Genomic DNA, 15,230 nt, shown 5'->3' with positions numbered 1-15,230 from the left:
GAGGGGGCACACGGCACGTTTAAAAGGAAAGAAGCCCGCCATGAGGGGTTTGAAGGCGAGCCGGGTGCTCCCAACGTCTGCCGGCGCCACCTACAACGGCAATTGCCTGCCGGCCTGTTCGCTGACCATGTATTCGGCGTACCAGTCCGGCCAGTTCTCATCATACTTGCCGCCGTTGCGTTTCTCGTGTTCGCCGTGGCCTGGGCGGCGCGGCGGAGTGCCGCCGCAAGGTCGCTCGATGTCGAGAAGGCCGTCTCATCGGCGTCGATGCGGCCGGGGAGGCGGGTGGTGACTTCCTGGAACAGCCAACCATTGCCGTCGGGATCCTTGAACGAGGCAAAGGAACGGTAGCTGCGGTGCTCGGGGTCGTGGCCGGCGATGCGCAGGCGCCCGAAGAGATAGGGCTCGTCCTTGCCGGCAGAGACGCCCGATGCGTCGTGGAAGACCTCGCTCACCTCGACGCCGCGGGCGATGAGATCGCGCCGCGCGGCCTCGATGTCGGAGACGATGAGGTAGAGCCCTTGCGCGGAGCCGGGGGCGGCGGCCGTGACGTTCCTGCCGAAGATGATGGCGCAGCCGGAGCCCGGCGGGGTGAACTGGATCACCCGAAAATCGGCATCATTGGCAAAGTCGGCGTCGAGCCTCCAGCCCAGGCCGTCATAGAAACGTTTGGCGCGGTCGACGTCGGAAACGGGGATGACGACCACTTCGAGCTTGGTGTCGACCGGTCGTGTTTTCATGGATTCGGTGGTGGGTTCACTGCGCATTGCATTGCTCATCTTCAGCTCCCTTGAGGTTTGGACGCATTAAGAATGGCGATACATGTCGGGGTCGAGTGGACCACAGCGCGTTGGGGGCGTCGAATCAATTATTCTATCGGAGCAAAAGAGACGGCGGGCCGATCCCGCCGCCTGTCGCGCGGCTGCTAAAGCGCGTCGCGATCTTTCAGATTCGCTCTTTGCGCTTTAGGTTTTTGTTTTCACGCATGTCGTTGCCGCAAACCGCTGCACACTTTTGCGCGACCTGCTTCAGGCCGCAAGAGCGGCACGTGTCTTGCCGATCATCAGGGCGGCGCGTGCCGCCTCGCGGCCCTTCTCGACGAAATGGGCGCGGTAGATCTGCGTGTGATGCTCGGTTTCCTGATAGTGGTGCGGCGTCAGCGAAACGGATAGCACCGGCACGCCCGTATCCATGCCTGCACGCATCAGGCCATCGACGACGGCTTGGGCGACGAATTCGTGGCGGTAGATCCCGCCGTCGACGACGAAGGCGGCGGCGATGACGGCGGCATAACGTCCGGTCGCGGCAAGATCGCGCGACAGCAGCGGCATTTCGAAAGCGCCGGGGACGTCGAATACGTCGATCTGTTCGGCGGGAACAAGCTGTTGGAAGCCTTCAAGCGCACGGTCGACGATATCGGCGTGCCAGCCGGCTTTGACGAAGGCGTAACGGGTGGGTGTCATGGTAATCTCCTTTGGCGTACAGACACGTCACCCAAGGCGATCACGAGCATCCGCCGCCAGCCTGGAGGGCAGCAGCAGCGCACGTTCTCTTTCATCCGGACTATGACCGTCGGCTCAGGCATCTCACCTGATCTGCTGACCCTTCCGAGGAAGGCGCTCGCGGGCTCGCAATCGAAACTGCATACCGCCGGTAGGGACTTTCACCCCGCCCTGAGAACGGCGCGGACAATAGGGGCAAGGCGGCGGGCTGGCAATAGGGTAAGATGGTTTCCGGATGGGTGCGGGTTGTAACCCAAGCGAGCCTCATTCTGAGGTGCCCGCAGGTTGCCGCGCCGAGGCCGGTGAGGGTCTCACGCTAAGCGCGCGTTACAGGATGCCCGCCCTTGCTAGGCGTATCTTCACGCCTACATGCTTCGCTGAGGACACTCACGTCAAAACAGCAGGATGTGTCGTTCCCCCGAACCGGGGCAGCAACCATGGGAGAGAGACATGCCAGAATCTTTCGTCGTGCGCCGTGAGGCGCATCTTGCGGCGCCGCCGGCGGCGGTGTTTGCGCTGATGACCGATCCGGAGAAGATCCTGCGCTGGATGGGGACGGAGGCCGAGGTCGAGCCGGAGCCCGGCGGGCTCTACCTCGTCAACGTCACCGGCGCCCGCTTTGCGCGCGGCTCGTTTCGCGAGGTGGTGCCGGTGCATCGGCTTGCCTACAGCTTCGGCTGGGACGGCAGCGAGGTGGTGCCGCCGGGATCGAGTCTGGTCGAGATCGACCTGATCGAGCAGGGAGGCGGGACGCTTTTGCGGCTCACCCATAGCGGCCTGCCGAGTGCGGAGCAATGCGCTGGCCATGAGGAAGGCTGGGCGCATTACCTCGGACGGCTCACCGAGGTCGCCGCCGGGCGGAACCCTGGTCCAGATCCATTTTACGGCAGGAGATGAACGGTTTTCGGCAGGCGGCGGGATGTTCCTCAAGCGCTTGACGCTGCGGGAAGAACGATCCGCCGCGGTCAAAAAAGTGCTGCTTATTCGTCGGTAAACATGAACGTGCAGTTCATCTCCAGTTCAATTTGGCGGTCCTAAGGTGATTGCGGCTGGACGAAATGGAGTTTTCGATGAAGGCACTTTCTATCGCGGCTGCCTTGCTCGCTGGCAGCCTCTCGATCGGCACAGCTCAGGCGATGCCGATCGGGGCAATCAAGGTTGAGAGCACTGTCACAAAGGTCGACTACGCCTGTGGTCGCGGCTGGCACCTGACCCGCTGGGGCGAATGCCGGCGCAACTGGCGCCGCCCGCCGCCTGTAGCTTTCTATGGCGGTCCGCCCCGCTGGGGCTGGGAGCGGCGTCATCGCGATTGGGATGGCCCGCGTTGGCGCTATGAGCGGCGCTGGGACCGCGAACGCCGCTGGCGGGATGACTACTAAAAGCCTTTGACAGAAGCGGACGAACGAGGGCCGGTGCGATGTTTCGCCCGGCCTTTATCTGTTGAAATAACGACCGCGCTCAGATGCGGCTGACGAGCCAGTGCTTTCCGTCAATCAGCTCTTCGAGCTCGGCCGGATCCTTGACGCCGAACTCGAACCATTCGATGAGTTCCTTCGCCTTCCGCTTGCTTTCCTCGGCCGTAAACTCGATCCCATAGCGCGCACACCACCGCCGAAGGATCGACGTCAATAGCGTCATGTCATTCCCGTCAAGCGGGTCTTTCGGCCAGTATGTCGTGCCCATCGCAACCCCTCAATTGCTAAGGACAATCTGGCACATTATCGAATCGATGTCGCGCAATTTAAAAGTGTTTATCGGATTTTTTCCACCGAGGTGAATGGTTTTCCACAGAGTTGTTGAGCGGTGGGGTTGACAGGTCGCGGAGGGACTCGGCGGGAGCAAGTGCCGACAGGAAATCCCCCACGGTGTCCTCTGTTTGCCGGCAAAGTCTCCTCCCTCATGCTTGGCCTTGTGCCGAGTATTTGACCAGGGCAATTGCTTGACAGAAACCCCTTTGCTTTCAAATCCGTAATTGGATCGTCGCAGATCCTCGGCACAAGGCTGAGGGTGACATCTCGGGCTTTGGCTGCCAACAGGCGGATACCGGAGACCTCTTGAGAGGCCGCAGGAGTGCCCGTGGCTGATGTCCCGGGGTTGCCCGCGTGGTGTTGCAATGCCAATGTTAACCCATGGATCTGCCTTCCTCTCTTGCCTGGCTGATTGACGAGGCTGCGGCTTCGCCCGGTCCCGAACGGTTTCTGGCCGAGCTCGGGCGCCGGCTGCTGGCCGATGGCCTGGCGCTTTCCGGCGGCGCGCTGACACTTTCGGTGCCGCATCCGATCATCGCGCGGCGTACCTGGCTGTGGCGGGCCGAAACCGGAGCCGTCATCGAGGCGCTGGGATTTGCCGCCGCACCTCAAAGCGATGCCGGGCGCGAATGGCTGGCAGGGCTCGGGCCGGTTTGGGAGGAGAGGGTTGGAGCTTCTCAGGACGACGCCATGCTTGGCTGGGCGGGCATCGCCAAGGGGGAAGGGGCGGACGAATTTGCTCCTGATGAAGCCGCGCGGCTGCAGGAGGTCGCGCGTTTTGCTGCCGCGCCGCTCGCAGCCCTTGCGGCGCGGGAGGCGCGGTCAGCACTGCTGGAAGCCTATCTCGGTCGGCGCAGTGCGGCTCGGGTTCAGTCGGGTGCGCTTGCCCGTGGCACCGGTGAAACCATTCGCGCCGCTCTTCTCTGCGCCGATTTGCGGGATTTCACCGCGCTTTCCCAGGTGACGGAGCCGCAGGCGATGATATCAGCGCTCGACGCTTATTTCGACCGCGTCGCCGGCGCCGTGCACGCGTTTGGCGGCGAGGTGCTGAAATTCATCGGCGACGGCGTGTTGGCGATTTTTCCCGTCACCGCTGCTTCCGGTGACGAGGCCCGGGCTGATCGAGAGGCTTGCGAGGCGGCGCTTCGGGCTGTCGCTGCCAGCCGCGCTGGCATGGTCTATCTCGATGGGATGCGTGTGGCTGAGGGGCTGGCGCCGCTGCCCTTTGGCGCTGCCCTGCATTTCGGCGAAATCCTCTGGGGCAATATCGGCGCCGCCGACCGGCTAGATTTCACTGCCATCGGTCCGGCGGTCAATCTGGTCAGCCGGCTGGAAGGGCTCTGCAAGCCGCTCGGCCATAGCGTACTGATCTCAGGCGCGGTGGCGGCGAATACCGATGCCGCGCTGATGCCGCTCGGCCAGCACACCCTGCGCGGCATCGCCGAGCCGTGCGCCGTCTTCACTTTGGCTGAGGATTGAGTCCTGCAGTGCCGTCTTTTATCAGAAACCGCGCAAAAAACATGATTGTTAAACTCCGCTTTTTTGGCTAAAGCCTCTGCCCGTCAGAGGGGAGTTTTCAGATATGACTCGATACGCACATAAGTTTTTCTCGGCCCTGGGCCTGTCCGCAATGCTCATGGCAGGGGCCGCGCAGGCCGACGACGGCAAGAAAGTCTCGGTCGTCGACGACCGCGGCGTCACCGTCGAAGTACCGGCACAGCCGAAGCGCATTGCCTCGATTTCCTATTTCGCAGATGACGTCGCGCTGGCACTCGGCATCAAGCCGGTCGCCAGCACTTATATGACGAAAGGCCGCGAGCCCGATTTCCTGCTCGGCCTGACCTCCGGGATGAAGCAGATCGGCCAGCGCGCCAAGCCCAATCTGGAACTTCTCTCCGAAGCCAAGCCGGATCTGATCATCGCGATCCGCCGCTATACGGTCGGCAATGCGGCGCAGCTTCAGAACATCGCGCCCTATGTCGCCTACAACATGGAACTGCTCGAAGAGAGCTACAGCGAGACCGCCGCCCTTTCCAAGCTGCTCGGCAGGCCCGAGCGCGGCGAGCAGCTGAACGCCGATTTCCGCAAGCATCTTGCAGAGTTCGCCGCCAAGGCGCCGAAGGACGTTCATCCGCGCTTCCTGATCATGTGGGGCGGTGCAACGCCTTTCGCCTTCCACACGGAAAACACCGCGGCCTCGATTGTCGCGGCGATCGGCGGCGACAATGTTCCCGGCCCGAAGAGCCCGGGCGGCGAGTTCGGCATCGACCTCAGCCTCGAAACCATGCTGGAAAAGGACCCCGAGGTCATCTTCGTCTATGATTCCGGCCCGGATCGCCCGCATGAGAGCAACCCGATCTGGTCGCAGCTTTCGGCGGTCAAGAACAACCGCGTCTTCTATGTCGGTGACCAGTGGGTCGAGACCAATGGCCCGATCGCCCGCGAAATCGTGCTGCGCGAGGCCGCGCACTACCTCTACCCCGACACGTTCCCGGCCGTCGACGTCAAGGCCGAAGCCGTCAAGCTGATCCCGGCCGAACTGCAGAACTAAGCCCAAGGATAGGTCTGCGATGAGTCCCCGGCAATCATTCCTGGCCATAGGGCTCATCGTCGTCGCCGCCATGCTGGCGGCGATGCTCGGGCTGCTGGTCGGCGCCAAGACGCTCTCGGTCGAGACCGCGGTTCGCGTGCTGCTGGCGCCCGACGGGAAGCTCGAATCCGTTCTCGTCTGGACATTGCGCCTGCCGCGCAGTCTGGCGGCAGCTGCCGGCGGCGCGGGGCTTGCCGTTTCCGGCTATGTGCTGCAGACGCTGACGCGCAATCCGTTGGCTGATCCCGGCATCACCGGCGTGACCGCGGGGTCGGTCGCACCGATCGTCTGCTGCTTCGTCTTCGTGCCCTGGCTTTCGCCTGCCTATTATCCGTTCATCGGCCTCGCCGGTGGACTTGCGGCGGCTTCGGTGACGTTCTGGGTTTCGCGCGGCGGGCAGGGACGGCCGCTGCAGCTTGCGCTCGGCGGCGTCAGCGTCTCGCTGTTTCTCGGCGCGATTACCACCTATGTGCTGCTCTTGACCGGGCCGCAATCGGCATCACTGCTCTTCTGGCTTGCCGGCGGCTTCCAGGGGCGCACCTGGTCGCATCTCCTCTATATGCTGCCATGGACGATCGCCGGCGTCGTCGGGGCGCTCCTTCTGCGGCGTGTCATCGGCATGTTCATGCTGAGCGATCATGCGGCGGCCGGCATGGGCCTGCAGCTCGGACTGTGGAAACCGCTCGTCCTCATTCTTGCCGTTATTCCGGTCGCGGGCGTCGCGCCAATTGCCGGGCCGGTGGCTTTCGTCGGTCTTGCCGCTCCCCACATCGCCCGGTTGCTGAAGCCACGCGGCACCGGATGGGAGATCGGATTGAGTGCTGCTCTCGGCGCGCTGATCGTGACGGTCGCCGATGTTTTCGCGCGCAGCATCGCCATCCCGCGTGAACTGCCGGTCGGCATCGTCACCGCATTGCTTGGCGGCCCGATCTTCATCTATCTCGTCCAACGCGGACGGCTGAGCCTTGCGGGTGAGATGCGATGAGCGCGCCGGCATCGATATCGGCCGGCCCGGCAAGCCTCGGCATGACAGCTGCGCTTGCCGCATTGGCGCTCCTGTCGCTTGCGGCGGCGATCTTCCTCGGCGTTGCCGATATTTCCATGGGCGACGTCGCGGTGGTGCTGACCGGCGGCGGCTCGGCGGAAGCGCGGCTGATCATTCTCGATATCCGGCTGCCGCGCATCTCCACCGGGATTCTGGCCGGTATCCATTTTTCGCTGGCGGGATATCTCTTGCAGACCATTACCCGCAACCCGCTGGCCGATCCCTCGCTGATGGGCGTGTCGCAGGGGGCGACACTATCGGTGACGATCTTCCTGCTCTTTACCGTCTATATTTTCGAGCCGGGCTCGAACACGCTGGCCGAACTGCCGGTGGCATGGCTGCCGGCGGCTGGCCTTGCCGGCGGCCTGCTTGCCGGCGGCGTCATCTATCTGCTTGCCTTCCGTCTCGGCCTCAGCGCCCTGCGCATCACGCTTTGCGGCGTCGCGGTCGGCGCGGTGCTGCATGCGGTGGCGATCGGCCTCATCGCCGGATGGGGATCGGCCCGCATCGAGATCATTCTCGAATGGCTGTCCGGCAGTCTCTACGCCCGCAGCTGGGATCATGCGCTCTTCCTGCTGCCCTTCACCATTGCCGGCCTCGCCATGCTGCCGGTCATCCACCGGCCGCTGATGCTGTTGCAGTTCGATGCGCTCGTCGCCCGATCCTTCGGGCTCGGCTATCGCAGGCAGTTCTCGATCGTGCTGATCCTCTCCTGCGCGCTTGCGGCAAGCGCCGTCGGCGCGGTCGGGCCGATCGTCTTCGTCGGCCTCATCGTACCGCATCTCGCACGCTTCCTGGCGGGGCGGAATTTCAGGCTGTCGCTTGTGCTGACGATCGTGCTCGGCGCCGTCATCGTCACGCTTGGCGATCTCATCGGCCGGCTGCTCGGCCAGGCCGAGGAAATCCCGATCGGCGTGGTCACGGCCGTTTTCGGCGTGCCGCTTCTGCTCGCGCTGCTGCGCAAAACCATGTGAGGCCGAAATGCCATTGTCCTGTTCCGACCTCTCGGTCGTCTACAACAAGCGAAAAGCCCTCAGCGGTTTCAATCTCTCGCTCAAGAAGGGCGAGATCCGGGCACTGATCGGGCCGAACGGCTCTGGCAAGAGCACGGCGCTGCATGCACTGGCAGGCCTCATCCGGCCGGCGGCGGGCAGGGCGTCGCTCGACGGCGCCGCCGTCGCCTCGATGTCGCGCCGCATGCTGGCGAAGAAGCTCGCCTTCCTGCCGCAGCAGCCGGCCGCACCCGACGAGATGACCGTCGCCCAGCTCGTGCGTCAGGGCCGCTATCCGCATGTCGGCCTGTTCCGCTCTTACGACAGCCGCGACGAAGAGGCGATCGAATGGGCGCTCGAAAGCACCGGCCTGTCTGATTTGGCCGACCGCAGCCTGCGCGAATTGTCCGGCGGCGAACGTCAGAGAGCCTGGATTTCGGCCGCTCTCGCGCAGGAAGCGGAGATCCTGCTGCTCGATGAGCCGACCTCCTTCCTCGATATCGGCTATCAGGTCGAGGTGCTCGATCTCGTGCATCGACTGAGCCGCGAGAAGGGCGTGACGGTCGTCATGGCAATCCACGACATCAACCAGGCGATCGCCGTCAGCGACCGCATCTCGCTGCTCGAAAAGGGGCAGCTCAGATTCGACGGCGCGCCACGCGAGCTTGCCGAGCGCAACCTCGTCCAGGACATCTTCCGCGTCAGGGGTCGTTTCGTCCAGGTCGCTCCGAACAATCCACCGCATTTCGATGCAGAGCTGATGCGGCTTCAGCCGGCAGCGTCTAGCGCTTCACCAGCCTGAAGACGATCTTCGTCTGGGTGTAATAGTCCAGCGCATCGGCGAAATCAGGCGTCCAGCCATCCGCGACGAAGGGTATGAAACCCTCATATTCGAGCTTGCGGGCGGAGACGTCGAAGCCTGCCTTTTCGAAGGCGAGGCCGTAATCGGTGATCGACCGATCCTGAACGACGGTGTTGGTGCGGTTGGCGACGAGCTCGCGCCATCTCGGCCAGAGCGGATTATCCGTGTGGCAGCCGGTCACCGCATAATAGACGCCGCCCGGCTTCAGCGCCTGGCGAATATCGGCGGCGTGTGTGTCGATATCGGGAACGAGATAGATGACCTCATGGCTGACGGCGAGGTCGAATTCGTCGCTCCAGCCCTCCAGCCTGCCGCCGACCTGATGCTGGATCGGCAGATTACCTTTCAGCGTCTCGGCCTTGGCAATGGAGGTTTCGGCGATGTCGATGCCGAGCGCCTTGCGGAACGGGCGGATCGCATAGAGATGGCGCAGCAGGCCGCCCTGATTGCAGCCGAAATCGAGCACGCTTTTGTCGGAGAGGTCGCGCTCCAGCATGAGATCGATTAGGTGGCGCCAGATGGGCGCATGTCCATCGGCCATCCTGTCTTCGGCATCGGGGTCGATGTACCACGTGCCGATGTTTTTCTGCGATTCCTCAGCCATCCCTTGCCCCTCGTTGATGCGGATCGTGGCGATGGTCTTAGGGCGCGTGATGATGCTTGGCTAGGCCCGACGCGGGTTTTCACGTGCCTTTCGAAAGGCGAATAATTTTACCAAGAAGTCTTTGCAAAGCTATGTTTGCGATTATAGGATGAGGTCATGAAAGAGCAGAACTCCGAACCTGCCGCAGATGCCGTTGCCTCGCGTACCGTCAGCCGTGTCGTACCCGAACCGTCCGCGCTGAAGGCCCTGGCACACCCCGTCCGGCTGCGCATGCTCGGCATGCTCAGGATCGATGGGCCTGCCACCGCGACGCAGCTCGCCGTCCGGCTCGGCCTGAACAGCGGTGCGACGAGCTATCATCTGCGCCAGCTCGCCCAATACGGCTTTATCGAGGAGGCGCCGCATGCCTCGCGGCGCGACCGCTGGTGGCGCGCCAGCCATGAGCTGACCTCGGTGCCGGCGATCGAATCCGAAGGGGAGGCGCTCGATCTCGACATCGCCTTCAACCAGGCGGCCCTCTCGCTGCAGGTCGGCCAGATGCAGAAGGCGCTGGAGGAATATGCCGAGCTGCCGGCCGAATGGCGCAAGGCGACGGCTGGCGACGACATCATCATCCCGATGACGGCGGCACAAGCCGAGGCCCTGACGAAACGGCTGAGGGATATCATCCTGGAAGCAATGCAGGCTGCCCCCCGGCTGGGGGAGGCAGCGTCTCAAGAGCCCGGCATGGTTCCCTTTTATGTCATGCTGCACGCCTTTCCTTATCCGGGGCGCCTTCCGCATCGCGAAGGGGAGGACAAGCCGTGAGACGGGACCGGCCATTCCTGGCGCTCGCGGCGTCCGAGACGCTTTCGCTTTCCGGCACCCGGCTATCGACCATCGCCATTCCCTGGTTGGTGCTGAGCGCCACGGGCAGCCCTGTACTCACCGGGCTGACGGCGCTGATGGAGATGCTGCCTTATGTGCTCGCCAAGGCGCTCGGCGGGCCGCTGATCGACCGCATCGGCGCCAAGCACATCGCCATCATCTGCGACACGGCCTCCGTAATCGCGGTCGGGCTGGTGCCGCTTCTCGATCTCTTGGGCATGCTGACCGTGCCGGTGCTGCTGCCCGTCGTTTTTGTCATGGGCGTGTTGCGGGGGCCTTCCGATGCCGCCAAGCAAGCGATGGTTCCCGATATCGCTGCGCTGGCAGCCGTGCCGCTCGAACGGGTGACCGGCGTCTCCAGCGCCATCGAACGGCTGGCCTCAACGGTGGGCGCTGCCGGGGCCGGCGCATTGATCGGGTTGATAGGCCCGGGTCAGGCGCTCCTCGTCAACACCGCCACCTTCGCCGCCGCAGCGCTGGTCGTCGCGACCGGCATACCCGGCATGCGGCGCGCTCCCGAGCGGCCCATCGCGTCCGACGCTCCGTCGGGCAACCTGTCTTCCTATCTCGACGATCTCCGGGAAGGCTGGCGCTTTCTGCGCAGCGATGCCGTGCTCGTCAGCATTGTCACCATGGTGGCGATCACCAATCTGCTCGATCAGGCCTATTACGCCGTGCTGCTGCCCGTCTGGACGAAGAACTCCGGTCATGGGCCGGAGCTGCTCGGAGCGATGTTCGCCGCCTTCTCCGGCGCTTCCATCGCGGGCGCGGCGATTGCCGCTGTTATCGGCGAGCGCATGCCGCGTCTGATCGTCTATACCGTGGCCTTCCTCTTGACCGGATGCCCACGCTTTCTGGTGCTCGCGTTGGATGCGCCGCTCGGCTCCATCTTTCCGACTCTCGCAATCGCCGGCTTCGCCTCCGGTTTCCTCAACCCTATCCTGTCGGCAGTGATCTTCGAGCGCATTCCCAAGCCGCTGACCGGGCGCGTCACCGCGATGAACACCGCCCTCTGCTTTGCCCTCATCCCCTTCGGCGGCCTCGTCGGCGGCGCGCTGATCAGTACGACAGGGCTTGGCGCATCGATGCTCCTCTGCGGGCTCGCCTATTTCGCCACGACCCTCTCTCCGCTGGCGCTCAAGAGCTTTCGCGGTTTTGATAAGGCTGTGGTGTGAGCCCGCGCAGACCCTGGTCTTGACCTCCGATTTCCTCGATCAACAGATCGATGAAGCACCGGACGCGCGGCTCCAGCACGCCTTTGTCGGAGTAAAGCGCCACGATCTTCGTGTCGTCGGTTTCTAGATCAGGGAGGACTTGCCGAAGACGGCCGGCGGTCAAATCGGCGGCAATGAGGAAGTCCGGCAGGAGCGCGATTCCGAGGCCGGCCAGGGCGGCATCGCGGACGGCTTGACCGCTGTCGAGCCTCAGGCGGCTGCGCCCCTGTGCCTTGATCCAGCCGCTGCCGCTGCGAAAGCGCCAGCTCTGCCTTTGCCCGCGGCTGGTGAAGAACAGGCAATCATGGGCGGCGAGATCCGCTATATCGCGCGGAACGCCGCGTTCGGCGAGGTAGGAGGGTGAGGCGCAGAGCAGCACCTTGTCACTGGCGATGACGCGCGTGATCAATCGGCTGTCGGCCGCAGACGGCGTTGCGCCAAATCCGATCGCCAGATCGAAGCCATCCTCGAGAAGCTCGGCCGGGCGATCGGTGAGGCTCACTTCGACCTGCACGTCGGGCCAGGTGCGAAGAAATTTGTCGAGCAAAGGGAGCCCGACAAGCGGCCCGAAGACATCGGGAACGGCGAGCCTGAGAACGCCTCGCGGCACACCGCTTTGCCCGGCAATGCTCGCCTCCGCCTCGTCGACCGATGTCAGGATTTGCAGCCCGTGATCGTAGAACACTCGTCCTTCATCGGTCAGGCTCAGTGTCCTCGTGGTCCGGTTGAGCAGGCGCGCGCCGAGCCGTTCTTCCAGGCGAGTAACGGCCTTTCCGGCTGCCGAACGGGAGAGGCCCATGGCCTGGCCGCCGGCGATAAAGCTTCCGGCATCGACGACGGCCATGAAGATCAGGATATCGTTCAGGTTCGTGCGCGGCATGAAGGCAACTCGAGCGATTCAACTGCAGCCTTAACTCGGTCGAGATGTGACCGATTCAAGGCTCGCATCATCAACGTCGGCCGCGCCAGTTAGGTCCCGGGCGCATCGAAATGATGGCGGTCGGCGACAGCTGCCGTTTCGCGTCACCACCGCCCAAATCGAAGGCTCGCGCCGACAAGCCTCGCCGTCAGCGCCAGCCGAGCGCCGGAGCGACGTGAGTGAGGATCGCTTCGATGACGTGGGCGTTGTAGGCGACGCCGAGCTGGTTGGGCACGGTGAGCAGCAGCGTGTCGGCCTCGGCAATCGCCTCGTCTTCCGCAAGCTGCTTGATGAGCACGTCAGGTTCGGCGGCGTAGCTGCGGCCGAAGATCGCCCGGGTCTTCTCATCGATGAAGCCGATCTTGTCGCCCTCGTCGTTGCCGTAGCCGAAATAGGCGCGGTCACGTTCGTCGACCAGCGCGAAGATGCTGCGGCTGACCGAGACGCGCGGCTGACGCGCGTGGCCGGCTTCCTCCCAGGCGTCGCGATAGGCGCGGATCTGGTCGGCCTGCTGGACGTGGAACGGCTCGCCCGTCTCGTCGTCCTTCAGCGTCGAGCTCTGCAGGTTCATGCCGAGCTTGGCTGCCCAGACGGCGGTGGCGTTGGAGCTCGCCCCCCACCAGATGCGCTCACGCAGGCCTTCCGAATGCGGCTCGAGACGCAGCAGGCCGGGCGGATTCGGAAACATTGGCCGCGGGTTTGGTTTGGCGAAACCTTCGCCGCGCAGCACTTCGAGGAAAACTTCGGCATGATGCCTGGCCATGTCGGCCTCGCTCTGACCTTCCGGCGGCGCATAGCCGAAATGGCGCCATCCGTCGATCACCTGTTCGGGCGAGCCGCGGCTGATGCCGAGTTGCAGCCGCCCTCCGGCGATGAGATCGGCAGCACCGGCATCCTCGGCCATATAGAGCGGGTTCTCGTAACGCATGTCGATGACCGCCGTGCCGATCTCGATCCGGCTGGTCTTGGCGCCGACGGCGGCAAGCAGCGGGAAGGGCGCGGCGAGCTGCCGGGCGAAATGGTGCACGCGGAAATAAGCGCCATCGGCGCCGAGCTCCTCGGCCGCCACGGCAAGGTCGATCGACTGCAGCAGCGCATCGCCCGCCGAACGCGTCTGCGATTGAGGCGAGGGCGTCCAGTGCCCGAACGAGAGAAAACCGATCTTCTTCATGCCGCCTTTATCCGTTGCATCTCATGATGGATCGGTCATCGCATAGTTTCGGTGCGCAAGACAATCACAACCGGAATGGAATGGCGCGCTTGGCCGGAGACGCTTGCTGAAGCGGGACGCGAGGCAACGCTCGTAAACGTCGGGAAATGAGTCGCATTTCCCGGGCCGGGCGCCGGATATGCAAGGAGCGATCGTCGTTCGGGAACTCCGCTTTCACGGCGGTGTTTTGATGGATGTGCTGCTGTGGCGCCGGCTTTCGCTAGGACAGAGAGGCGGAACGATGTCTATCAATCTCGAAAATGCGGTGGTCGTCATCACGGGAGCATCGAGCGGCATCGGCCAGGCCACTGCCGAGGCATTCGCGCGGCGCGGAAGCAGGCTTGTGCTGGCCGCTCGTAACGGCGAGGCTTTGGAAAAAGTTGCGGAGACGTGCAGAGGTCTCGGTGCGGAGGCGATATCCGTTGTCACCGACGTCACCGAGCCTGCTGCCGTGCGGGCGCTGGCCGACAAGGCGAAAACGCTCGGCGACGTCGACGTCTGGGTGAGCAATGTCGGCGTCGGGGCGGTCGGTCGGTTCGAGGAGACGCCGATTGAGGCGCATGAGCAGATCATCCGCACCAATCTGATCGGCCACATGAACGATGCTCACGCGGTGCTGCCGATCTTCCTGAAGCAGGGCAGGGGTATCTTCATCAACATGATCTCGCTCGGCGGCTTTGCGGCGGCGCCATTCGCGGCGGCCTATAGCGCCAGCAAGTTCGGCCTGCGCGGCTTCTCCGAAGCACTGCGGGCGGAGGTGGCTGACAAGCCGTGCATTCACGTATGCGACGTTTATCCCGCCTTTGTCGATACGCCGGGCCTCAGGCATGGCGCCAATTATGTCGGCCGCCAGGTCACCGCGCCGCCGCCGGTTCTCGATGCGCGCCGCGTCGCCGAGGCGATCGTCGGCGTCGCCAGGTCGCCGCGCGCCACCACCACGGTCGGCGTGGTCACCACTGCAACGCGGCTTGCCCATCTTCTGGCGCCCAATCTTGCCGCCAGGGCTCTTGGCCGGCTGATGGCCGCCTATTTCAAGCGGGCGCCGCGCGCCGCCGAAAGCGACGGCAATCTCTACTGGCCCTCCACCGACGCCGCCCGGATCGATGGCGGGCTCCGATCGCGGCACAGGTATTCGGCGCCGATCCTCCTCGGTCTCATCGCGGTGGCTGTGCTGGCGATCGGCGCCGCTGCGCCGAGGACGTACCCGCGCCGGCGGCTGGCGCTGGGCAGCCGGCACCGGTTTTGGTAGCGGGTTGGATGGTGCAGATGCTGGATGTTTGTATGGCATGCCGTGTAGCACGCCCTCTCCTCCGTTCGTGTGACGAGCACAGGCGAGCGGGTGAACCATCACCATCTCTTCATGCCCCCACTAACAAGGCGCAGCCACGGAGCCAGGTGGAAGCCGGTCATCAGCAGGTACATCGGCACCATTCCGGTCAGCGGGAAGGTATCGCGCGTGGTGGTGCAGATCACGTCGGCGCTGCCAGTTGCTGCCGTCAGCAGCGCCATGATCGCGAAGGTCGGGGCGGCGGCGAGAGACAGAAAATCGGCGGCGAGAGCGGGTTTGGCCGGTTCGCCGGCGGGTTCGTCAGCGGCGGCGGCCATCGACAGCCAGTTATCTGTGTCGAGGGAGGGGCTGGCGTCAGCCCGTTTCGGGACGTGAGCGAAGAGTGCCAT

The 15,230-nt window shown here is 64.2% G+C and carries 16 protein-coding genes, 1 pseudogene and 1 riboswitch; of the genes and pseudogenes, 10 read left to right on the top strand and 7 right to left on the bottom strand.

Annotated features, from left to right (window positions below):
• Nucleotides 1-90: 90 nt before the first annotated feature.
• Together B5E41_RS04615 and B5E41_RS04610 are read right to left on the bottom strand one after the other, a co-directional pair.
• A pseudogene (locus tag B5E41_RS04615) lies at nucleotides 91-779 on the bottom strand (VOC family protein).
• Nucleotides 780-1,028: 249 nt separating this feature from the next.
• Nucleotides 1,029-1,463, bottom strand: coding sequence for a 6,7-dimethyl-8-ribityllumazine synthase (locus B5E41_RS04610; protein WP_011425937.1), 435 nt, complete (start codon nucleotides 1,461-1,463; stop codon nucleotides 1,029-1,031).
• 79 nt (nucleotides 1,464-1,542) lie between these two features.
• Nucleotides 1,543-1,685: riboswitch (FMN riboswitch) on the bottom strand.
• 267 nt (nucleotides 1,686-1,952) lie between these two features.
• On the opposite strand from B5E41_RS04610, the gene B5E41_RS04605 reads away from it, so the two are divergent.
• Both B5E41_RS04605 and B5E41_RS04600 read left to right on the top strand, forming a co-directional pair.
• Nucleotides 1,953-2,399: an SRPBCC family protein gene (locus tag B5E41_RS04605; protein WP_064803540.1), complete on the top strand. Its 447-nt coding sequence runs from the start codon at nucleotides 1,953-1,955 to the stop codon at nucleotides 2,397-2,399.
• A 173-nt stretch (nucleotides 2,400-2,572) separates the two neighbouring features.
• A complete protein-coding gene (locus tag B5E41_RS04600) occupies nucleotides 2,573-2,881 on the top strand; it encodes a GCG_CRPN prefix-to-repeats domain-containing protein (RefSeq protein WP_011425935.1) in 309 nt (102 codons plus the stop codon).
• A gap of 79 nt (nucleotides 2,882-2,960) precedes the next feature.
• Here the strand turns inward: B5E41_RS04600 and B5E41_RS04595 are convergent, their stop codons facing one another.
• Nucleotides 2,961-3,185, bottom strand: a complete 225-nt coding sequence (locus B5E41_RS04595) for an alpha-amylase family protein (protein ID WP_020921685.1) — start codon at nucleotides 3,183-3,185, stop codon at nucleotides 2,961-2,963.
• 446 nt (nucleotides 3,186-3,631) lie between these two features.
• On the opposite strand from B5E41_RS04595, the gene B5E41_RS04590 reads away from it, so the two are divergent.
• The 5 genes from B5E41_RS04590 to B5E41_RS04570 all read left to right on the top strand — a co-directional run bounded on the left by B5E41_RS04590 (nucleotide 3,632) and on the right by B5E41_RS04570 (nucleotide 8,679).
• Nucleotides 3,632-4,729, top strand: a complete 1,098-nt coding sequence (locus B5E41_RS04590) for an adenylate/guanylate cyclase domain-containing protein (RefSeq protein WP_088391446.1) — start codon at nucleotides 3,632-3,634, stop codon at nucleotides 4,727-4,729.
• Nucleotides 4,730-4,832: 103 nt separating this feature from the next.
• The gene (locus B5E41_RS04585; RefSeq protein WP_088391444.1) at nucleotides 4,833-5,801 is read left to right on the top strand and encodes an ABC transporter substrate-binding protein; all 969 of its coding nucleotides are present in this window, start codon (nucleotides 4,833-4,835) and stop codon (nucleotides 5,799-5,801) included.
• Between the two features lie 19 nt (nucleotides 5,802-5,820).
• The gene (locus B5E41_RS04580) at nucleotides 5,821-6,825 is read left to right on the top strand and encodes a FecCD family ABC transporter permease (protein ID WP_088391442.1); all 1,005 of its coding nucleotides are present in this window, start codon (nucleotides 5,821-5,823) and stop codon (nucleotides 6,823-6,825) included.
• Nucleotides 6,822-7,859, top strand: a complete 1,038-nt coding sequence (locus B5E41_RS04575; RefSeq protein WP_425350117.1) for a FecCD family ABC transporter permease — start codon at nucleotides 6,822-6,824, stop codon at nucleotides 7,857-7,859. Before B5E41_RS04580 ends, B5E41_RS04575 begins: the two co-directional genes overlap by 4 nt.
• A 7-nt stretch (nucleotides 7,860-7,866) precedes the next feature.
• Nucleotides 7,867-8,679 (top strand): ABC transporter ATP-binding protein, encoded by an 813-nt coding sequence (locus B5E41_RS04570; RefSeq protein WP_088391440.1) that lies wholly within the window; start codon nucleotides 7,867-7,869, stop codon nucleotides 8,677-8,679.
• Here the strand turns inward: B5E41_RS04570 and B5E41_RS04565 are convergent.
• Nucleotides 8,660-9,343, bottom strand: a complete 684-nt coding sequence (locus tag B5E41_RS04565; protein ID WP_088391438.1) for a class I SAM-dependent methyltransferase — start codon at nucleotides 9,341-9,343, stop codon at nucleotides 8,660-8,662. The two genes, B5E41_RS04570 and B5E41_RS04565, sit on opposite strands and share 20 nt — an antisense overlap.
• Nucleotides 9,344-9,499: 156 nt before the next feature.
• Between B5E41_RS04565 and B5E41_RS04560 the strand changes: the two genes are divergently transcribed.
• Both B5E41_RS04560 and B5E41_RS04555 read left to right on the top strand, forming a co-directional pair.
• Nucleotides 9,500-10,150, top strand: a complete 651-nt coding sequence (locus B5E41_RS04560; protein WP_088391436.1) for an ArsR/SmtB family transcription factor — start codon at nucleotides 9,500-9,502, stop codon at nucleotides 10,148-10,150.
• Nucleotides 10,147-11,385 (top strand): MFS transporter, encoded by a 1,239-nt coding sequence (locus B5E41_RS04555; protein WP_088391434.1) that lies wholly within the window; start codon nucleotides 10,147-10,149, stop codon nucleotides 11,383-11,385. Before B5E41_RS04560 ends, B5E41_RS04555 begins: the two co-directional genes overlap by 4 nt.
• Here the strand turns inward: B5E41_RS04555 and B5E41_RS04550 are convergent.
• Together B5E41_RS04550 and B5E41_RS04545 are read right to left on the bottom strand one after the other, a co-directional pair.
• Nucleotides 11,348-12,304 carry a LysR family transcriptional regulator gene (locus B5E41_RS04550; RefSeq protein WP_088391432.1) on the bottom strand — a complete coding sequence of 319 codons (957 nt, stop codon included), beginning with the start codon at nucleotides 12,302-12,304 and terminating at the stop codon, nucleotides 11,348-11,350. The genes B5E41_RS04555 and B5E41_RS04550 overlap by 38 nt on opposite strands.
• Before the next feature lie 187 nt (nucleotides 12,305-12,491).
• Nucleotides 12,492-13,514: an LLM class flavin-dependent oxidoreductase gene (locus tag B5E41_RS04545; RefSeq protein ID WP_088391430.1), complete on the bottom strand. Its 1,023-nt coding sequence runs from the start codon at nucleotides 13,512-13,514 to the stop codon at nucleotides 12,492-12,494.
• 280 nt (nucleotides 13,515-13,794) lie between these two features.
• Here B5E41_RS04545 and B5E41_RS04540 point away from each other — a divergent pair, with 280 nt between their 5' ends.
• Entirely contained in the window at nucleotides 13,795-14,802 is a 1,008-nt protein-coding gene (locus B5E41_RS04540) for an SDR family oxidoreductase (protein WP_088391975.1), read from the top strand.
• Between the two features lie 98 nt (nucleotides 14,803-14,900).
• Here B5E41_RS04540 and B5E41_RS04535 read toward each other — a convergent pair whose 3' ends face one another.
• Complete coding sequence (locus B5E41_RS04535; RefSeq protein WP_088391428.1) at nucleotides 14,901-15,230, bottom strand: hypothetical protein; 330 nt, start codon at nucleotides 15,228-15,230, stop codon at nucleotides 14,901-14,903.

The sequence above is a fragment of the Rhizobium esperanzae genome, from assembly GCF_002204185.1.
Taxonomy (GTDB): Bacteria; Pseudomonadota; Alphaproteobacteria; order Rhizobiales; family Rhizobiaceae; genus Rhizobium; species Rhizobium esperanzae.
The sequence above is the reverse complement of the archived record's forward strand: the minus strand, read 5'-3'. Positions and strand labels throughout refer to the sequence as shown.

Bases quoted from the DNA above. Each gene is read 5' to 3' on its own strand.
- B5E41_RS04610 (WP_011425937.1), bottom strand. From the start codon at position 1,463: ATGACACCCACCCGTTACGCCTTCGTCAAAGCCGGCTGGCACGCCGAT.
- B5E41_RS04605 (WP_064803540.1), top strand. From the start codon at position 1,953: ATGCCAGAATCTTTCGTCGTGCGCCGTGAGGCGCATCTTGCGGCGCCG.
- B5E41_RS04600 (WP_011425935.1), top strand. From the start codon at position 2,573: ATGAAGGCACTTTCTATCGCGGCTGCCTTGCTCGCTGGCAGCCTCTCG.
- B5E41_RS04595 (WP_020921685.1), bottom strand. From the start codon at position 3,185: ATGGGCACGACATACTGGCCGAAAGACCCGCTTGACGGGAATGACATG.
- B5E41_RS04590 (WP_088391446.1), top strand. From the start codon at position 3,632: ATGGATCTGCCTTCCTCTCTTGCCTGGCTGATTGACGAGGCTGCGGCT.
- B5E41_RS04585 (WP_088391444.1), top strand. From the start codon at position 4,833: ATGACTCGATACGCACATAAGTTTTTCTCGGCCCTGGGCCTGTCCGCA.
- B5E41_RS04580 (WP_088391442.1), top strand. From the start codon at position 5,821: ATGAGTCCCCGGCAATCATTCCTGGCCATAGGGCTCATCGTCGTCGCC.
- B5E41_RS04575 (WP_425350117.1), top strand. From the start codon at position 6,822: ATGAGCGCGCCGGCATCGATATCGGCCGGCCCGGCAAGCCTCGGCATG.
- B5E41_RS04570 (WP_088391440.1), top strand. From the start codon at position 7,867: ATGCCATTGTCCTGTTCCGACCTCTCGGTCGTCTACAACAAGCGAAAA.
- B5E41_RS04565 (WP_088391438.1), bottom strand. From the start codon at position 9,343: ATGGCTGAGGAATCGCAGAAAAACATCGGCACGTGGTACATCGACCCC.
- B5E41_RS04560 (WP_088391436.1), top strand. From the start codon at position 9,500: ATGAAAGAGCAGAACTCCGAACCTGCCGCAGATGCCGTTGCCTCGCGT.
- B5E41_RS04550 (WP_088391432.1), bottom strand. From the start codon at position 12,304: ATGCCGCGCACGAACCTGAACGATATCCTGATCTTCATGGCCGTCGTC.
- B5E41_RS04545 (WP_088391430.1), bottom strand. From the start codon at position 13,514: ATGAAGAAGATCGGTTTTCTCTCGTTCGGGCACTGGACGCCCTCGCCT.
- B5E41_RS04540 (WP_088391975.1), top strand. From the start codon at position 13,795: ATGTCTATCAATCTCGAAAATGCGGTGGTCGTCATCACGGGAGCATCG.
- B5E41_RS04535 (WP_088391428.1), bottom strand. From the start codon at position 15,230: ATGGCACTCTTCGCTCACGTCCCGAAACGGGCTGACGCCAGCCCCTCC.